The sequence below is a fragment of the Pseudomonas sp. RT6P73 genome, from assembly GCF_054897715.1.
Genome location: NZ_JBUBUV010000002.1, coordinates 4,032,415 through 4,048,936, shown reverse-complemented (window position 1 = coordinate 4,048,936; position 16,522 = coordinate 4,032,415). Strand labels below are relative to the sequence as shown.

Here is a 16,522-nt window from a genome sequence, read left to right as displayed (position 1 = left end):
GTAGTTTTCGTCTTCCGTCATTGCCCACAACCACAACAAAGGCAACAGGAGCATTTTTCATGAGTTCATCGAACGCCGGGCAAAGCGCCGGGCAACTGGAAACCCGCGGCATCGAACCGGTGCCGGAAGCGGAGTGCAACGGTCATCCGCTGCAACTGTTCTGGGTCTGGTTCGCGGCTAACATTTCCATCCTCGGCCTGCCGCTGGGTGCCACGCTGGTGGCGTTTCGCGGGTTGGCGATCTGGCAGGCGATCATCGTCGCGATCCTCGGCGCCGCGGGTTCTTTCGTGGTGGTCGGGATCATCTCCATCGCCGGTCGACGTGGTCGGGCACCCAGCCTGACGCTGTCGCGAGCCATCTTCGGTGTGCGCGGCAATATCGGCCCGACCCTGGTCTCGCTGATGTCGCGGCTGGGCTGGGAAACCGTCAACACCACCACCGCCGCCTTCGTGCTGCTGTCGCTGTGCTCGATCCTGTTCGGTTCGCCGGTGGAAGCCAAAAGCGCGCCGCTATTGACCCTGATCTTCATCGCGATTTTCGTGCTGCTGACCTTGTCGGTGTCCGGCCTCGGTCACGCCACATTGCTGGTGATCCAGAAGTGGGCGACTTACGTTTTCGGTGCGCTGAACATTCTGGTCGGCGGCTTCCTCTGCGCCACCATCGACTGGAGCGCGGTGTTCAACGCCACGCCCGCGCCGTTGAGCGCGATGATCATCGGCGTCGGCACCATGGCCGCCGGCACCGGGATCGGCTGGGCCAACGCCGGCGCGGACATGTCGCGCTATCAGCACCGCAGCGTCAAAGCCGTGCGCCTGGTGGCGTCGGCAGCATTCGGTGCGGGGATTCCGCTGGTGCTGCTGATCACCCTCGGCGGTCTGCTGTCGGTGGGCAACAACGACCTGGCGTCGGCCACTGACCCGATCATCGCGATCCGCGACATGCTGCCGACCTGGATGGCTGTGCCGTACCTGATCACCGCGTTCGGCGGGTTGCTGCTGTCGAACAACCTGTCGGTATATTCCGCCGGTTTGACCACCCTGACCCTCGGCCTCAAGGTCAAACGCGTCTACGCCGTGGTGGTCGACATCGTTGCGATCTTCGCCGGTTCGATCTACTTCATGCTGATCGCCGACAGTTTCTACGGCCCGTTCATTACCTTCATTTCGCTGCTGGCGGTGCCGATCACGGCGTGGGTCGGGATCTTCGTCGTTGACCTGATTCATCGTCATTACTACAGCCCCAAAGACCTGCTGGATGTCAGCCCGAGCAGCGCCTACTGGTACAGCGGCGGTATCGAGTGGCGTGCGTTTGGCGCGTGGGCACTGGCGATCGTGCTGGGCTTCAGTTTCACCACGATTGGCACCACTGAACAAAACGTCTGGTTCCGCGGTTTCCTCTCTGACTCGTGGTTGGGCCATAACGGCCTTGGCTGGATCGTGACGTTCCTGGTGGCCGGCGGGATTTATTGGGTACTCGGTGGGGCGAGGGATCGTCGCGCCGCAATGACCGAGAACGCTCATGCATAGGTTGCTGCACACCGGCCAGGTCATCATCGACCTGGTCATGGCCGTGGATAAATTGCCTCAACCAGGCGGCGACGTGCTGGCGCAATCCGCCAGTTTCGAAGCCGGCGGCGGTTTTAACGTGATGGCCGCCGCTGCGCGTAACGGGCTGCCGGTGGTCTACCTTGGCCGGCATGGCACCGGTCGTTTCGGTGACCTGGCCCGTGAGGCGATGAAGGCTGAAGGCATTCGGATCGGCATCGCACACAAGGCCGAGCGGGATACGGGGTTGTGCGTTGCAGTGACCGATGCGTCGGCCGAGCGCAGTTTCATTTCCTACATCGGTGCCGAAGGCGAATTGACGGCCGAGGACCTGGCGAGCGTGCCGGCCGAGGCGGGCGACTACGTTTATGTCAGCGGCTACAGCCTGCTGCACGCCGGCAAGGCCCAGGCGCTGGTGGAGTGGGTGCTGGATTTGCCGAAAGCGATCAACGTGGTGTTCGATCCCGGTCCGTTGGTGGATTCGCCGGATCAGCCTCTGATGCAGGCGTTGTTGCCACGCATTGATCTGTGGACCAGCAACAGTGTTGAGGCGCTACGCTTTACCGGAGCGTCGGACATTGCCGAGGCGCTGGGCAGGCTGACCGATCATCTGCCGGTCGATGTGTTGATGGTGGTCCGCGATGGCCCGCAAGGGTGCTGGATCAGTCAGCGCGGCGACCGACAGCATGTGCCCGGTTTCAAGGTTGAAGCGGTGGACAGCAATGGCGCGGGCGATGCCCATGCCGGAGTGTTTCTGGCGGGGTTGGCGCAAGGGTTGCCTGCGGGTGAAGCGGCGCAGCGGGCGAATGCGGCTGCGGCGTTGGCAGTCACGCGGTGGGGGCCGGCGACTTCGCCTGGGACTGTTGAGGTGGATGAGTTGATCCGCAAAAACTTTGGCGGCTGACCTGACGTCTTCGCGGGCAAGCCTCGCTCCTACAGGTAATGCTGTTCACTTAAGTATTTGAGTCCAAGCCGGGCTTATCCGAAAATCCGATGCCAGACCTCTGGCATCGGATTTTTTATGTCTGTTCAACAAGATCTGCTCGACCTCGGCGACCTTTTCAACTTCTGCGACCTGAGCACCTTCACCCAAAACATTCCCATCGAGTGGGTAGCGTCTGCGCTGGATCTTTCCAGTCAGGCGACCATTCGCCGACGTCGCCTGCCCGCTGACCAAGTGCTCTGGTTGGTACTCGGCATGGCCTTGTTTCGTGACGAGCCGGTTCATGAGGTGGCCAGACGATTGAACATCTGCGCTCAAGGCCTGGCCACCGACCACTTGTTGGCCCGCAGTGGTGTGACCGAGGCGCGCAAGCGACTCGGTGCCGATCCTGTTGAGTGGTTATTCCGCAAGACCGGGACCCAATGGGGCGCGGAGCGCTATGACGATGATACCTGGCATGATCTGCAGGTATTCGCGGTGGACGGTGCACTTTTGCGTACTCCGGATACGCCCGAGCTTCGAGATCACTTCGGGTCGGGAAACACTCCAAGCGACCGCCAGACGCCGTTTCCGATGCTGCGCTTGGTGGCCCTGATGAATGTGCGTTCGCACGTGATCATGGATGCTCAATTGAGCCCTTATCGACGCAGTGAAATGCGCTTGGCCGACGAATTTTTGCAGCAGATACCCGACCACTCGGTGACGCTGTTCGACAAAGGTTTTTGGGGTGCCGAGCTGCTGTCGAGCCTGAGCGGAGCAGGCATCAACCGTCATTGGTTGATCCCGGCAAAAAAGGGACTGGTCTGCGAGGAAGTGGCCCGTTACAGCCAGCACGACAGGTTAGTGCGTATGAAAGTCTCACCGCAGGCCAGAAAGCGAAACCCGGTTCTTCCAACGCACTGGGAAGTACGCGAAGTCAGTTATGAAATCAAAGGCAAGGTGAAGACCGTCATGACGTCGTTGCCGGCCAAGACCTACAACACTCAAGCCGTTGCCAAACTTTACCAAGAGCGTTGGGAAATCGAATTGGGCTTCAGGGACATCAAGAGTTCGATGCAACAGAACGCAATGACCTTGCGCAGCAAAAAAGTCGAGCTGATCTATCAGGAAGTGTGGGGGCTATTGCTGGCTTATAACGTGATTCGTCGAGAGGCCAGTCAGGCGGCGGTGGCGTTTGGCCGACCACCCTCGGACATCCGTTTCAAACCCGTTTGTCAGTACATCGCCGTGCAACTGATCGTGATGGCGGCGGCTAATCCGATTTCAGCCACAGGAAGACGCTTGGCTGAGTTGAGAGCAGGGATAGGAGGATTGTTTCTGGATCACCGCCCAAGGCCTTCGAGACCAAGGACGGTGAAAATTTCGAAAACCCGATTTCCAGTGGACCGTAAGGCTGCTCCGCTTAAGTGAACAGCATTACGCTCCTACAGGGGATTTGCGAACGGCACAAATCCCCTGTGGGAGCGAGCCTGCTCGCGATGGGGCCATTAAATTCACTAGAGATCCTAGGGTTTTCTCCAGCTACTTGTAGCGTCGGTCAAACGGTCGCAGCCGCGCACGACTGCGACCTGATTCATCTGGCTAAGCGTCTAGCTTTCGCGCCGCCTCGACCCCAGCCGCGCTGAGTTTGATCGGCAGTTGCAGCGAGTGTTCGCCGGCCTCGTTACAGGTCACATGCCCGTGCTGAATCAGCCCGCGATCCTGCAGCGTGGCGAGGGTGCTGGCCACGACTTTCTCCCCCCGGTAATTGTCCAGAAGCTCCTTGCCCAAGCCACTTGGATGGGCGTGCAACAGACGGGTCAGGACTTCTTTCTCAAGGTTTTTATCAACGTTCATGGTTACCTCTTCATGGATGTGGATAGATCGCGTGGGCGAACTATTGGCTGGCACCGCCTTCGGAACCCGAGCCACCGGTGGTGGTTTTCGAGCCCATGCCGGCGCCGGCGTTATCGGGTGTCTGGGTGTCCGGCAGGTTCATTCCCCCTTGACGGCCTGCGTCGTTGCCCTGAGTCCGTGGGTCGGTGCCCGTGGACGCAGGCAGGCTGCTGTCGACGCCCGTGCCATTGGTGTTCATGCCGGGTGAGCCTTGGGTGGTCGGGGATTTCGGACCTTCGACCGGGTTGGTCGGGCCGGTACCGGTGGCGGAGGTCGCCGCGAAGGCGGCAGAGGACAACAGCGTGGCGAGAGCGAGGGCAGTCAAGCGGGACGTGATCATGGTGTCGTCTCCATTCAATTAGAGTCCTTACCTGATGTTGGTCCGCCCCCGATTTGGATTGGTGCCTGATGAACGACGAACGGTCTAGACCTGCTGCAACGATCTGGCGCTGATGACCTGACGCCAGATCAAGCGGCCCACGGTGATCAGCCAGTTCAACAGCGCTACGGCGAGAACGGTGAGCAGAAGCGTCGTCATCCCATGTTCGACGATGATCTTCCCGGCGAGCAACGGAAAACCGAACACGCCGATGAAGTACGACAAGCTGAACAGCAGCAACGATTGCGAGGTGGTGCCGTGCGGCGCTTCGTTCGCCGCCAGGCCATTGATCACCGAATACGTCAGCCCGTAACCGACCCCGAGCATCATCGCTGCCAGCACGTAGCTGAACCCGCTGTCGACCACGAAACCGAACAGCACAATCGCGCCCATCATCAGCCCCGACAGCAGGCAGGATGCGCGCAACGGATCGCGCTTGACCACGAAGCCGGCAATCAACATCCGGCTGCTGATCGCCGCGCCCATGAAGCCGAAAAAGAACAGTGAGTAGTCCAGTGAGCGAGACGCTGCGTAACTGGTTTGAAAGCTCGACAGGCCACCGAATACGCAGCCACCGAGGCCGACCATGATGATCGGCAGCACCGCTTTGGATGACAGCACCTGGGCGGTGGCGCGACAGGAAATGCGCGCGACTGTGGCGGTAGGCGAGGGCGCTTTTTTCAACTGAACATCCAGCCGCCAGAACAGCAACACGCCGATCAGACTGGCCAGCGCCGCGAGGTAAAACGCGGCGGTCACCGGGTAGCCCAGCGCACTGGCCGCGCGGCCCAGCAACGGACCGCTGCCGATGCCGGTCATCATGCTGCCGGACAGCAGCGCGAAGTACTTCGCGCGTTGGGCGGGCGTTACCAGACTCGCAACGATAATCGGCCCCAAGGTGTAAAACACCCCCCAACCCAGCCCTAAAAGCAGTCCGAAAAACAGCAACAGATTGCCGAACCCCGGCGTCAGCGCGAAGCCCAGGCTGGCGGCCACCAATAGCATGCCGAACAGCGCAATCGAACGCGCGGCGCCGAGCAGATCGGACAGGTGCCCGGAGACAATCACCGCGGCAAACGTACTGAGCATCGCTGCCGAAATCACACTACCGGCATCGTGTTCGTTGCCGCCCCGTGAGCCGATCAACAGCGACAACAAAAACGTCGAGCCGTAGGACAGCGACAGCAAATAACTGGCGAGGCAAAACAGGCCGAACAACCTGCTTGAGACGTGGGGCGTTGCGGTAGACATGAGGCGGTTCCTTGACCCGATACAGGCGCTATCCGTCTATCTACCATGCGCGTCGTCAACGTTAGGTCCGAGGTTATCGATGCCAGGGTTAGCGCCGGCCGGAGTAATGGGTTCAGCCGATGCCGATTTCTTCCTTGAACAGCTCCATGAAGCCCTTCAAACGCTCATGCCTGATCCGCGCCAGTCGTTGGCCGGTTGGCGTCTGGAAACCGTCCGCCAAATGCAGCAGCTTGGTCTGAAAGTGATCGAGGCAAAAGCGCTTGTCATCGTAGTCCCGCGCTTTCGCTTCCGGGTCTTGCGGGTCGTACAGCGCGCTGCTCATGCGTCCTGCGATGTAGAACGTGCGCGCTACGCCGAGCATGCCGAGAGAGTCGAGACGGTCAGCGTCCTGCACGATCTTCGCTTCGAGTGAGGTCGGGGTGATGTTGGCGGAAAAGCTGTGAGCCTCAATGGCGTGGGCAACGGCGCTGATTTTCGCGCTTGGCCAATCCATGTCGTCCAATACGGCAGACGCCTTCTCGGCAGCCAGTCTTGACGCCTGCGAACGCAACGGCGAGTTCTTCTCCACCGCCACGCAATCATGCAAAAGCACCGCTGCCAGTAACACTTCAAGATCGCCGCCTTCCTGCACATGCAGCGTGCACGCGTTGTGCCAGACGCGCTGCAAATGCGACAGGTCGTGGGCGCCATCTTCCGAGGGTTCCAATGCATGGGGCAGCAGCTGCGCGGCGAGAGTTTGCAGCGGCGCGAAAGCATCAATGGTCATAAACATCCTGTTAAGTGAAAACGTTCTTGTCAGCGACACAACCCTGTAGCAGCTGGCGAAGCCTGCGTTCGGCTGCGCAGCAGTCGTGAAGTCAGACGGTGCGGTGTTACAGGCAAACCGCGTATGCGGGTTTCACGACTGCTCCGCAGCCGACCGCAGGCTTCGCCAGCTGCTACACATGCTCCATGGATCAGCTTTGAAATTCCAGTGTGACGAGTGCCACGCGCCGACTTAGTATGGCGTTTTCAACTTTCGACAAAGGCCCGTCCATGACGATCGACATCCGCCCGGCGACCCCCAGCGATGCGCCGCAAATCCTCGGGTTCATCACCGAACTGGCTGACTACGAACGTGCCCGCCACGAAGTCATCGCCAGCGTCGCCGACATCGAACGCAGCCTGTTCAGCGAAGGCGCCACCGCCCACGGCCTGATCTGCCTGCGCGACGGCGTGCCAATCGGTTTCGCGGTGTTCTTCTTCAGCTATTCCACCTGGCTCGGCAGCAACTGCCTGTACCTCGAAGACCTTTACATCACCCCCGAACAGCGCGGCGGCGGCGCAGGCAAAACCTTGCTGCGCCACCTGGCGAAAATCGCCTGCGCCAATGACTGCGGACGATTCGAGTGGAGCGTGCTCGACTGGAACAAACCGGCGATCGAGTTTTATAAATCGTTGGGCGCACAGCCACAGGAAGAGTGGGTTCGGTATCGGATGGATGGGGCGGTGTTGCGGGAGTTTGCCGAGGGGAGTTGATGCGCGTTTTGCCCTAACGCTGAATCCAGTTGTCGCCACCTGTCTAGTTCGTCATCCTGTGCGCCTTTGCGCGCTCACGGATGACACCTGCAATGCCTCTGGCATCCTCTTCTCTCGACATCCGTCACGATCGCCTTCGACTCTCCAGTTTGGTTGAACGTTGTTGGTGCATTTCTTTTGCACCCTGAATGTTTGCCGCCATCGCTTTAAAACTCAAAAGCAAGGAGCTTTGACTTGAGTGGAAAACCTGCTGCACGCGTTACCGATCCCACTTCGTGCCCGTTGCCCGGACATGGTACCAATCCAATTGTTTCTGGATCGCCAGACGTGTTCTTTGACGGCCTCGCCGCCGCCCGCATGACCGACAAATCCGCCTGCGGCAGCCCGATCACCGGTGCCGTGTCCGGCACGGTATTCATCAATGGCCTCAATGCCGCAACACTCGACAGTACGGGAGGCCACGGTAACGTGGTCGTTGGCGGCTCCGGTACGGTCATTATTGGCCAGAGTGGCGGAGGCGCTGCGTTTAGTGGGTTGTTGCCGATGCCGGTACACTTTACTGACAGGTTGCAGGTGGTTAACGAGGCGAACGGCGAGCCCGTCCCCTATCACCCCTACACCATTCAGCGTGGCGATGGCAGCGAAGAACATGGCATCACGGACGCCGCCGGGTTTACCCATACCGTCAGTTCGCATTTGGCTGAGACTATTAAACTGTTTGTGGAGTGATTGGGGATGGCGAGTGAAAACGCGGCGGCAAAGGAAGGGTTGCCGAAAAGAGAGGCGGCTGAGCATGCACTGACGGACCCGAAAGACATATGCATCAAAACGGTTCCCATTCGATTAAAGAAAATATTCATATTTTTTATTGGTGGGGCCGGGGATCAGGAAAGTTACTACATGAGTGGGCCGAACTGGAACGTCAGTTATGTTCGCGATGACGTTTTAGCGGATGCTGAAACTCTGAACTATCTCTGCCGTTGCCCTTTGCGGGTAATGGCCTACAATAAATTTATAACTGATGAAGATTTGGCAAAAAATGTACTGAGTGAGATTCCTGATACCTCTACAGCGATCTACATTGTCGGTCATAGTCTGGGTGGGTGGAATGGCGCGCATCTGTCTGGTGTGTTGACGGATAAAGGGTACAAAATAAGGATGTTGATTACTCTGGACCCGGTGGGTGAAGGGAAAATAGTCTATGGTATTTCCAGTATTCACAGGTTGACGCCTAAACCCAAAGCAGAGTTTTGGATCAATGTCCGTGCTGCGAAAATAAAAGACAGGAATGTGTCTGACTTTGTTGCGGACTTTGGTGAGCAATGGGAGATTACATCGGGTCCGAATGTAAGTGGCAAGGTGGATGTCAATCATGCCGATGCGAACATCATGTTCGCGAAACCGCTAGACGGTGGCAAGTCTGCCCGTCAGCTCTTGGCAGAGTCCATACTCAGCTACTTTAGAGAGAAATAACCATGCGTGGTTTTGTATTTTGTATTCTTGCCGCTTTGTGTTCTTCATGTTCTTCAAATCACGACAGACCCATTGCGACGCTTAACTACGAAAGCGTGGAAATTACCCCGAGCGGGAATGCCTATCAGATAATTTTTACTAGCGATATTGACCTTTTGGGGCTATTCAAGTCCCGGATCGGTGAAGGGCTGGTGTGTGCTTTGGAGGATGATCTTGATTTTTCTATCGGGCATTACATAAAACGGTCAGGAAGAGGAACTGTGGAGTTTGTGAAAGCCCCTGAGGGTGGTCACTATGTTTCTAAGATTATTTTTCGTGAGGCCGAAGAAGTACAAGGGAAGGAAACTATTCTTGCGGGGCATGCATTGAATGAAGTCCTTGCTAAGCGTGAGTTTGTGATTTGTACTTTTAGGGTCCATACGACTCCTTACAAAACGTATTTCTCAAACAACATGCGCGTGCCGACTGTCGATTTGTTAAAGGCGTCTACTAAATAGTAAAACGAATATCTACGCACAGGCTGCTTGCTGGAAAGAAGTAGCCTTGATTGTTCGCTGGCTTCCTAATTACCACTGATTAACCCATCAAGTGTTTGCCGCAAGGTAATCTTGAAAACCCCGGCCTTCCCCTCATCAAAGGCCGCTCTCCATGCCGCATAACCCTGACTGAAATCCTGAATGTCAGAGGTATTTCCCACCCGATGGGTGATGCTGCGTTCTATGGCTTTTGCCTGGAAGGGCAGGTGAGGCATTTCGTTGAATTCATTCCCTGTCACCGGGTTGATCAGCCGAAAGCCGTCCACTCTGATGTGAACGACCTTACCCAACTTCGGATAATTCTCTATTTTCAGGATCGTCAGTGTCGATCCATCCTCGCCCGGCCGGTTTTTGTAGGCCCAGATATCGCCTGCCTTCAGTTCCTTCGATGCGCTGAGCGCTGCGGCGGACCAGAGAGCACTGCAAAACAGCAGCGCCTTTAAAGCAATCTTCATTTCTCTTCCTTGATGGCTGGGTGACGTTCCGTGGCCCGGCATTTTAAAGCGTCGGCAGAGAAAATCCTGTCACACTTGTAAATCCCATAATATGGGAGTGATATTTATATATTGAGATTTTGGCGCGTCCAGGTTTATAGTCCAGCTCACTCACTGCCAATAAACAGAACAGGTGAAGCGATGCTGGCGCAATTGATCGCGCTCGATTGGGGGACGACCTCATTACGTGCTTACAAACTCGCCGCGGGTGGCCAGGTGCTGGAACAGCGTTCGCTGTCGTCCGGGATCATGCAGCTGCCCCGGACGCCGCGAATCATCAACGGTCAGGAATGTGCCGACGGTTTTGAACTGGCCTTCGATGAGGCGTGCGGTGACTGGCTCGACGCGCAGCCGGATTTACCGGTGATTGCCTGTGGCATGGTCGGCAGCGCCCAGGGCTGGCGCGAAGCGGCTTACTGCGACACGCCGGCAAACGTTGCCAATCTCGGAACTTCCCTACAAACCATTCGCAGTCTTCGCGGTGTCGATGTGCACATCGTGCCGGGCGTGATTCAGCATTCGCGTTTGCCAAACGTGATGCGCGGCGAAGAAACCCAAGTGCTGGGTGTCCTGCAGAATCTACCGATCGAGCAGGGCCGTGATCTGTTGATCGGTCTGCCGGGCAGTCATTCGAAATGGGTCGAAGTGGCCGCCGGTTGCATCGTGCATTTCGATACCTTCATGACCGGCGAGATCTTCGCCGTGCTCAGCGAACACAGCATTCTGGGGCGCACCCAGCAAAAGGGCGCGTCCTTCGATGGCCAGGCGTTTGATCGGGGTGTGCAAGTGGCGCTGTCGGGGGAGGGCGAGATCGGTCCTTTGTCGACGTTGTTCAGCGCCCGCAGCCTCGGGTTGACCGGTGAACTCAGCGCGTCCGCGCAACCGGATTACTTGTCCGGCCTGCTGATCGGCCATGAGCTGTCAGCGCTGGCGAATGTCCAGCGACGCCGACGCAACAGCGTGCATCTGCCGTCGATCATCCTCATCGGAAACTCTCAACTCTGTGCCCGTTACAGCCGGGCCCTCGATGCCTGCGGTTTTGCCCGCGTGACCCTGGCCGAACAAGCCACCGAACGCGGGTTGTGGCAGTTGGCGGTCGCCGCCGGACTGATCGCCGCACACCCACCCCGTTAAACCTGACTGGAGGTCTGACATGCTCAAGCAAGCACTGGCGCAAAACGGTCTGATCGCGATCCTGCGTGGCCTGCGCCCGCAAGAAGCGGCTGCCATCGGCGAAGTTCTGTACGCCGCCGGATTTCGCGTCATCGAAGTGCCGCTCAATTCCCCTGAGCCGTACGAAAGTATCCGCATCCTGCGCAGTACCTTGCCCGCCGATTGCCTGATCGGTGCCGGGACGGTGCTGACGCCGGAGCAGGTCGAGCAAGTGAAAGCGGCGGGCGGTCAGGTGATCGTCATGCCCCACAGCGATGCCAAGGTGTTGCGTGCGGCGAAGGCGGCGGGGTTATACCTGTCGCCGGGCGTGGCGACGCCGACCGAAGCCTTTGCCGCACTGGCCGAAGGCGCAGACGTGCTGAAGATGTTCCCGGCCGAGCAAATGGGCCCGGCTGTCGTCAAAGCCTGGCTCGCGGTGCTGCCGGCCGGAACCATTCTGGCGCCAGTCGGCGGGATCACACCGGACAACATGCAGGTGTTTATCGACGCCGGCGTCAAGGGATTCGGACTGGGTTCCGGATTGTTCAAACCGGGCATGACGCCTGAAGACGTGGCGGTAAACGCCAAGGCCTACGTGGCTGCCTGGAAAGCCCTTCGCTAAGACTTTTTGGCGCTGCGAGCGCTGCATCTATAAGAGAGACAAAAAGATGAAAATCACCAAACTCACCACCTTCATCGTTCCACCGCGCTGGTGCTTCCTCAAGGTCGAAACCGACGAAGGCGTGACCGGTTGGGGCGAGCCCGTGGTCGAAGGCCGCGCACACACCGTGGCGGCTGCCGTTGAAGAATTGTCCGACTACCTGATCGGCAAAGACCCACGCAACATCGAAGACATCTGGACCGTGCTCTACCGCGGCGGCTTTTACCGGGGCGGCGCCATCCACATGAGCGCGCTGGCCGGTATCGATCAGGCGTTGTGGGACATCAAGGGCAAGGCCCTGGGGGTGTCGGTCAGCGACTTGCTGGGTGGCCAGGTGCGCGACAAGATTCGCGTGTATTCGTGGATCGGCGGCGACCGCCCGGCGGACACCGCTCGCGCGGCGAAGGAAGCGGTGGAGCGTGGTTTCACTGCGGTGAAAATGAACGGCACCGAAGAGCTGCAGTTCCTCGATTCCTTCGAGAAAGTCGATCTGGCCCTGGCCAACGTCGCTGCCGTACGTGACGCGGTAGGCCCGAACGTCGGCATCGGCGTGGACTTCCATGGCCGGGTGCACAAGCCCATGGCCAAAGTGCTGATGAAGGAACTCGACCCGTACAAACTGATGTTCATCGAAGAGCCGGTGCTCAGCGAAAACTACGAAGCGCTGAAAGAACTGGCGCCGCTGACCAGCACCCCGATTGCCCTCGGCGAGCGCTTGTTCTCGCGCTGGGATTTCAAGCGCGTGCTCAGCGAAGGTTACGTCGACATCATCCAGCCGGACGCGTCTCACGCCGGTGGCATCACCGAAACCCGCAAGATCGCCAACATGGCTGAAGCCTACGACGTGGCGCTGGCGCTGCATTGCCCGTTGGGCCCGATTGCCCTGGCGGCGTGCCTGCAACTGGACGCGGTTTGCTACAACGCGTTCATCCAGGAACAGAGCCTGGGCATCCATTACAACGAGAGCAACGACCTGCTGGATTACGTCAAGGATCCGCGGGTGTTCGACTACGACAAAGGCTTCGTGAAAATCCCGAACGGCCCGGGCCTAGGGATCGAGATTAACGAGGAATACGTGATCGAACGCGCCGCTGTCGGCCACCGCTGGCGCAACCCGATCTGGCGCCATGCCGATGGCAGTTTTGCCGAGTGGTGAGTTCTCCCTGACCCACCGCAAACCCCTGTGGGAGCCAGCCTGCTGGCGATTTGGTCGGCACATCCAGCATTCATGGTGACTGACACACCGCGATCGCCAGCAGGCTGGCTCCCACAGTTTGATCTCCATGGACAGGAGATTTGCGGCAAACCCCGACTTCACATCGACCTCAATAAACATAAGAAGAGGCATTCCCCATGCAACCGCAAACCCTCACCGGGCAGGCGTCGTTGGTGGCGCCCAGCCGCAAGCGTTTTTTCATCATGGTGCTGCTGTTCATCACCGTGGTGATCAACTACCTCGACCGCAGCAACCTGTCGATTGCCGCCCCGGCGCTGACCAGCGAACTGGGCATCGACCCAATCCACGTCGGGCTGATTTTCTCGGCATTCGGCTGGACCTACGCCGCCATGCAAATCCCCGGCGGCTGGCTGGTGGATCGTGTTCCGCCGAGGATTCTCTACAGCGTCGCGCTGCTGCTATGGTCGATCGCCACCGTCATGCTCGGCTTCGCCGCCAGCTTCATCGCGCTGTTCGTCTTGCGCATGGCGGTCGGTGCCCTGGAAGCGCCGGCGTATCCGATCAACAGCCGGGTGGTCACCACCTGGTTCCCGGAGCGCGAACGCGCCACGGCCATTGGCTTTTACACCTCCGGGCAATTCGTCGGTCTGGCGTTCCTGACGCCGGTACTCGCCTGGTTGCAACACCAATATGGCTGGCACATGGTATTTGTCAGCACCGGTGCGGTCGGTATTCTCTGGGCGGTCATCTGGTACGCGGTGTATCGCGAGCCACGGGATTTCAAGGGCGCCAATGACGCCGAAATCGAGCTGATCCGCGAAGGCGGCGGGCTGGTGGATATCCAGGCCGAACAAGCCAAAGTGAAAGCGAAATTCAGCTGGATCGACCTCGGCATCGTGCTGACCAAGCGCAAGTTGTGGGGCATCTACCTCGGCCAGTTCTGCCTCAACTCGACGCTGTGGTTTTTTCTGACGTGGTTCCCGACCTACCTGGTGAAATACCGCGGCATGGACTTCATCAAGTCCGGCCTGTTGGCGTCGCTGCCGTTTCTCGCAGCGTTTATCGGCGTGCTGTGTTCCGGGTTTTTCTCTGATTTCCTGATCCGACGCGGCTACACCGTGGGCTTCGCGCGCAAACTGCCGATCATTGGCGGCTTGCTGATTTCCACCTCGATCATCGGCGCCAATTTCGTTGAATCGACGCCGCTGGTGATTGCCTTCCTCGCATTGGCTTTCTTCGGAAACGGGCTGGCTTCGATCACCTGGTCGCTGGTATCAACCCTGGCCCCGGCGCGGTTGCTGGGATTGACCGGTGGGGTGTTCAACTTCATCGGCAACCTGTCGGCGATTACCACGCCGATCGTCATCGGTTTCCTGGCGACCGGTGATTCGTTTGCCCCGGCGATCACCTACATCTCGGTTCTGGCGTTGATCGGTGCACTTTCCTACATCTTGCTGGTCGGCAAGGTCGAGCGTATCAAGTTGTAGTAGCAGCCATCGGGCGACCATAATGCCGCCCGTTCACTCGCTCAACGGTAAAGGCTGGATATGCAGGAAGACGCCCCAAAAATCGCCAAGGACGCCGCACCGACCGGCACCCAGACATTGCTTCGTGGTCTGGGTGTGGTTCAGGCCGTGGCCAGTGGCGCCCGCGATCTCAAGGAAATCGCCCGGCTGATCGGCACGACGCGCAGCACCACCCATCGTCTGGCCAGTTGCCTGGTGGACGAGCGTTACCTGCGCGTGGTGCCGCAAGTTGGTTATCTGCTGGGGCCGAAGCTGATCGAGCTGGGTTTTCAGGCGCGTGAAGAGTTGCCGCTGGTGACCCTGGCCGGGCCTTATCTGGATGAACTGTCGGCGTTGACCGGCGACACCATTCACCTGGCTATTCGTGAAGGCGACGAGGTGCTGTATCTGCACAAGAATCCGGGGCGCAATGGCCCGGAAATGCGTTCGCGGGTCGGCCATCGCATGCCGTTGGCGCGCACCGGGATCGGCAAGGCGCTGATGCTCGATGACTCGCAGCAAGAATGGCAGCGGCTGTACGAAGTCAGTCTGCCGGCAGGTGGGAAAAATCTGTTCTGGCCGCAGCACCCGGAGCAGTCCTGGGAGCAGTTTCAACAGCGCATGATTGAGTACGTGGCCGGCGGATACGCCTTCGATCTCGAAGACAACGAACCGTCGATCCGTTGTGTCGCGGCGCCGATTCGCGATGCCAGCAAACGCATCGTCGCCGGCATCAGCATCGCCAGCACCGTGCCGTACATGCCGCTGGAAAAAATGGCCGAGCTGATTCCCCTGATCAAAGGGGTCACAGCCCGGCTCTCGGCAGAACTCGGCGCTAAGGTTTAAACCTTGAGCGTCGCCATATCGATCACGAAACGGTACTTCACGTCACCAGCGATCATGCGGGCGTAAGCCTCATTGATCTGGCGGATGTCGAGCATTTCGATGTCGCAGGTGATGTTGTGCTCGGCGCAGAAATCCAGCACTTCCTGGGTTTCGGCAATGCCACCGATCAGCGAGCCGGCGAGTACTCGGCGGCCCAGCACCAACTTGGCCGCGTGGACTGGTGGATCAATCGGTTCAATCAAACCCACGAGAATGTGTACGCCATCAAAACGCAGGGTGTCGAGGTAGGGATTGAGGTCGTGCTGCACCGGAATGGTGTCCAGCAGGAAGTCGAAATGTCCCGCCGCCGCCTTCATCTGATCAGCATCGGTGGATACGATCACGTGGTCCGCGCCCTGACGACGACCTTCTTCAGCCTTGCTCGCCGAACGGGTGAACAACGTGACTTCGGCGCCCATCGCCTTGGCGAACTTGATGCCCATGTGGCCGAGGCCGCCCATGCCGAGAATCCCTACTTTGTCGCCGGCCTTCACGCCGTAGTGCTTGAGCGGCGAGTAGGTGGTGATGCCGGCGCAGAGGATCGGCGCGGCGCTGGCCAGGTCGAGTTTTTCCGGGATGCGCACGACGAAGTGTTCGCTGACCACGATGCTGTCGGAATAGCCGCCCATGGTGTTGCTGCCATCGACGCGGTCCGGAGTGGCGTAGGTCATGGTCGGACCTTCGAGGCAGTATTGCTCGAGGTTGGACTGGCAGGCTTCACAGCTGCGGCACGAATCGACCATGCAGCCGACACCGACCAGATCACCGACCTTGTGCTGGGTGACGTTCGCACCAATCGCGGTAACTTTGCCTACGATCTCGTGGCCGGGCATCAGCGGGTAAACGGCAATGCCCCACTCGTTGCGTGCCTGGTGGATGTCGGAATGGCAGACGCCGCAGTAGAGAATATCGATCGCAACGTCGTCGGCCCGTGAGCTGCGGCGCTCGAATTTCACGGGGGCGAGGGGAGTGGTGGCCGACTGGGCGGCGTATCCGATGGCGGTGTACATGGTGAACCTCGCAGAAGCAGTGGCAAGTGAGGCGACGCATTTTGGGCGCCGTGTCCGCCATCGGCCATGGCGATTCCTCCGGGTGTCATGCCTAATCCTCCGGCAACAGCGTCCGTTTG

At 59.0% G+C, this 16,522-nt stretch carries 18 protein-coding genes; 12 read left to right on the top strand and 6 right to left on the bottom strand.

Annotation, left to right across the window (positions count from 1 at the left end; translation table 11 throughout):
• The first annotated feature begins 59 nt into the window (after positions 1 to 59).
• From ACYZT6_RS18945 to ACYZT6_RS18935, 3 genes are all read left to right on the top strand, one after another.
• Positions 60 to 1,526, top strand: coding sequence for a purine-cytosine permease family protein (locus ACYZT6_RS18945; RefSeq protein WP_462028193.1), 1,467 nt, complete (start codon positions 60 to 62; stop codon positions 1,524 to 1,526).
• A complete protein-coding gene (locus ACYZT6_RS18940) occupies positions 1,519 to 2,448 on the top strand; it encodes a PfkB family carbohydrate kinase (RefSeq protein ID WP_462028192.1) in 930 nt (309 codons plus the stop codon). The genes ACYZT6_RS18945 and ACYZT6_RS18940 overlap by 8 nt, the downstream gene beginning before the upstream one ends.
• Positions 2,449 to 2,565: 117 nt before the next feature.
• Positions 2,566 to 3,897, top strand: coding sequence for an IS4 family transposase (locus ACYZT6_RS18935; protein WP_462027613.1), 1,332 nt, complete (start codon positions 2,566 to 2,568; stop codon positions 3,895 to 3,897).
• Positions 3,898 to 4,068: 171 nt separating this feature from the next.
• On the opposite strand, the gene ACYZT6_RS18930 is transcribed toward ACYZT6_RS18935, so the two are convergent.
• The 4 genes from ACYZT6_RS18930 to ACYZT6_RS18915 all read right to left on the bottom strand — a co-directional run bounded on the left by ACYZT6_RS18930 (position 4,069) and on the right by ACYZT6_RS18915 (position 6,758).
• Positions 4,069 to 4,323: a hypothetical protein gene (locus ACYZT6_RS18930; RefSeq protein ID WP_462028191.1), complete on the bottom strand. Its 255-nt coding sequence runs from the start codon at positions 4,321 to 4,323 to the stop codon at positions 4,069 to 4,071.
• 40 nt (positions 4,324 to 4,363) lie between these two features.
• Positions 4,364 to 4,702, bottom strand: coding sequence for a hypothetical protein (locus ACYZT6_RS18925; protein WP_462028190.1), 339 nt, complete (start codon positions 4,700 to 4,702; stop codon positions 4,364 to 4,366).
• A gap of 84 nt (positions 4,703 to 4,786) precedes the next feature.
• On the bottom strand, positions 4,787 to 5,992 hold the full coding sequence (locus ACYZT6_RS18920; RefSeq protein WP_462028189.1) for an MFS transporter: 1,206 nt from the start codon (positions 5,990 to 5,992) through the stop codon (positions 4,787 to 4,789).
• Between the two features lie 112 nt (positions 5,993 to 6,104).
• Complete coding sequence (locus ACYZT6_RS18915; protein ID WP_462028188.1) at positions 6,105 to 6,758, bottom strand: HD domain-containing protein; 654 nt, start codon at positions 6,756 to 6,758, stop codon at positions 6,105 to 6,107.
• 269 nt (positions 6,759 to 7,027) lie between these two features.
• Between ACYZT6_RS18915 and ACYZT6_RS18910 the strand changes: the two genes are divergently transcribed.
• From ACYZT6_RS18910 to ACYZT6_RS18895, 4 genes are all read left to right on the top strand, one after another.
• On the top strand, positions 7,028 to 7,510 hold the full coding sequence (locus tag ACYZT6_RS18910) for a GNAT family N-acetyltransferase (RefSeq protein WP_461959364.1): 483 nt from the start codon (positions 7,028 to 7,030) through the stop codon (positions 7,508 to 7,510).
• A gap of 234 nt (positions 7,511 to 7,744) precedes the next feature.
• Positions 7,745 to 8,239, top strand: a complete 495-nt coding sequence (locus ACYZT6_RS18905) for a PAAR domain-containing protein (protein WP_462028187.1) — start codon at positions 7,745 to 7,747, stop codon at positions 8,237 to 8,239.
• Between the two features lie 6 nt (positions 8,240 to 8,245).
• Positions 8,246 to 8,983, top strand: a complete 738-nt coding sequence (locus ACYZT6_RS18900; RefSeq protein WP_462028186.1) for an alpha/beta hydrolase — start codon at positions 8,246 to 8,248, stop codon at positions 8,981 to 8,983.
• Between the two features lie 2 nt (positions 8,984 to 8,985).
• Positions 8,986 to 9,480: a hypothetical protein gene (locus ACYZT6_RS18895; RefSeq protein WP_462028185.1), complete on the top strand. Its 495-nt coding sequence runs from the start codon at positions 8,986 to 8,988 to the stop codon at positions 9,478 to 9,480.
• A 65-nt stretch (positions 9,481 to 9,545) separates the two neighbouring features.
• On the opposite strand, the gene ACYZT6_RS18890 is transcribed toward ACYZT6_RS18895, so the two are convergent.
• Positions 9,546 to 9,974 carry a hypothetical protein gene (locus ACYZT6_RS18890; protein WP_462028184.1) on the bottom strand — a complete coding sequence of 143 codons (429 nt, stop codon included), beginning with the start codon at positions 9,972 to 9,974 and terminating at the stop codon, positions 9,546 to 9,548.
• 180 nt (positions 9,975 to 10,154) lie between these two features.
• Between ACYZT6_RS18890 and ACYZT6_RS18885 the strand changes: the two genes are divergently transcribed.
• From ACYZT6_RS18885 to ACYZT6_RS18865, 5 genes are all read left to right on the top strand, one after another.
• On the top strand, positions 10,155 to 11,147 hold the full coding sequence (locus ACYZT6_RS18885; RefSeq protein ID WP_462028183.1) for a 2-dehydro-3-deoxygalactonokinase: 993 nt from the start codon (positions 10,155 to 10,157) through the stop codon (positions 11,145 to 11,147).
• A 19-nt stretch (positions 11,148 to 11,166) separates the two neighbouring features.
• Positions 11,167 to 11,787: a 2-dehydro-3-deoxy-6-phosphogalactonate aldolase gene (locus ACYZT6_RS18880; protein WP_462028182.1), complete on the top strand. Its 621-nt coding sequence runs from the start codon at positions 11,167 to 11,169 to the stop codon at positions 11,785 to 11,787.
• 46 nt (positions 11,788 to 11,833) lie between these two features.
• Positions 11,834 to 12,982 (top strand): galactonate dehydratase, encoded by a 1,149-nt coding sequence (gene dgoD / locus ACYZT6_RS18875; RefSeq protein WP_008152275.1) that lies wholly within the window; start codon positions 11,834 to 11,836, stop codon positions 12,980 to 12,982.
• Positions 12,983 to 13,179: 197 nt separating this feature from the next.
• On the top strand, positions 13,180 to 14,490 hold the full coding sequence (locus tag ACYZT6_RS18870) for an MFS transporter (protein ID WP_403108097.1): 1,311 nt from the start codon (positions 13,180 to 13,182) through the stop codon (positions 14,488 to 14,490).
• 60 nt (positions 14,491 to 14,550) lie between these two features.
• On the top strand, positions 14,551 to 15,354 hold the full coding sequence (locus ACYZT6_RS18865; RefSeq protein ID WP_462028181.1) for an IclR family transcriptional regulator: 804 nt from the start codon (positions 14,551 to 14,553) through the stop codon (positions 15,352 to 15,354).
• On the opposite strand, the gene ACYZT6_RS18860 is transcribed toward ACYZT6_RS18865, so the two are convergent.
• Entirely contained in the window at positions 15,351 to 16,403 is a 1,053-nt protein-coding gene (locus ACYZT6_RS18860) for an NAD(P)-dependent alcohol dehydrogenase (RefSeq protein WP_462028180.1), read from the bottom strand. The two genes, ACYZT6_RS18865 and ACYZT6_RS18860, sit on opposite strands and share 4 nt — an antisense overlap.
• Between the last annotated feature and the right edge of the window lie 119 nt (positions 16,404 to 16,522).

Bases quoted from the DNA above. Each gene is read 5' to 3' on its own strand.
- ACYZT6_RS18945 (WP_462028193.1), top strand. From the start codon at position 60: ATGAGTTCATCGAACGCCGGGCAAAGCGCCGGGCAACTGGAAACCCGC.
- ACYZT6_RS18940 (WP_462028192.1), top strand. From the start codon at position 1,519: ATGCATAGGTTGCTGCACACCGGCCAGGTCATCATCGACCTGGTCATG.
- ACYZT6_RS18935 (WP_462027613.1), top strand. From the start codon at position 2,566: ATGTCTGTTCAACAAGATCTGCTCGACCTCGGCGACCTTTTCAACTTC.
- ACYZT6_RS18930 (WP_462028191.1), bottom strand. From the start codon at position 4,323: ATGAACGTTGATAAAAACCTTGAGAAAGAAGTCCTGACCCGTCTGTTG.
- ACYZT6_RS18925 (WP_462028190.1), bottom strand. From the start codon at position 4,702: ATGATCACGTCCCGCTTGACTGCCCTCGCTCTCGCCACGCTGTTGTCC.
- ACYZT6_RS18920 (WP_462028189.1), bottom strand. From the start codon at position 5,992: ATGTCTACCGCAACGCCCCACGTCTCAAGCAGGTTGTTCGGCCTGTTT.
- ACYZT6_RS18915 (WP_462028188.1), bottom strand. From the start codon at position 6,758: ATGACCATTGATGCTTTCGCGCCGCTGCAAACTCTCGCCGCGCAGCTG.
- ACYZT6_RS18910 (WP_461959364.1), top strand. From the start codon at position 7,028: ATGACGATCGACATCCGCCCGGCGACCCCCAGCGATGCGCCGCAAATC.
- ACYZT6_RS18900 (WP_462028186.1), top strand. From the start codon at position 8,246: ATGGCGAGTGAAAACGCGGCGGCAAAGGAAGGGTTGCCGAAAAGAGAG.
- ACYZT6_RS18895 (WP_462028185.1), top strand. From the start codon at position 8,986: ATGCGTGGTTTTGTATTTTGTATTCTTGCCGCTTTGTGTTCTTCATGT.
- ACYZT6_RS18890 (WP_462028184.1), bottom strand. From the start codon at position 9,974: ATGAAGATTGCTTTAAAGGCGCTGCTGTTTTGCAGTGCTCTCTGGTCC.
- ACYZT6_RS18885 (WP_462028183.1), top strand. From the start codon at position 10,155: ATGCTGGCGCAATTGATCGCGCTCGATTGGGGGACGACCTCATTACGT.
- ACYZT6_RS18880 (WP_462028182.1), top strand. From the start codon at position 11,167: ATGCTCAAGCAAGCACTGGCGCAAAACGGTCTGATCGCGATCCTGCGT.
- dgoD (WP_008152275.1), top strand. From the start codon at position 11,834: ATGAAAATCACCAAACTCACCACCTTCATCGTTCCACCGCGCTGGTGC.
- ACYZT6_RS18870 (WP_403108097.1), top strand. From the start codon at position 13,180: ATGCAACCGCAAACCCTCACCGGGCAGGCGTCGTTGGTGGCGCCCAGC.
- ACYZT6_RS18865 (WP_462028181.1), top strand. From the start codon at position 14,551: ATGCAGGAAGACGCCCCAAAAATCGCCAAGGACGCCGCACCGACCGGC.
- ACYZT6_RS18860 (WP_462028180.1), bottom strand. From the start codon at position 16,403: ATGTACACCGCCATCGGATACGCCGCCCAGTCGGCCACCACTCCCCTC.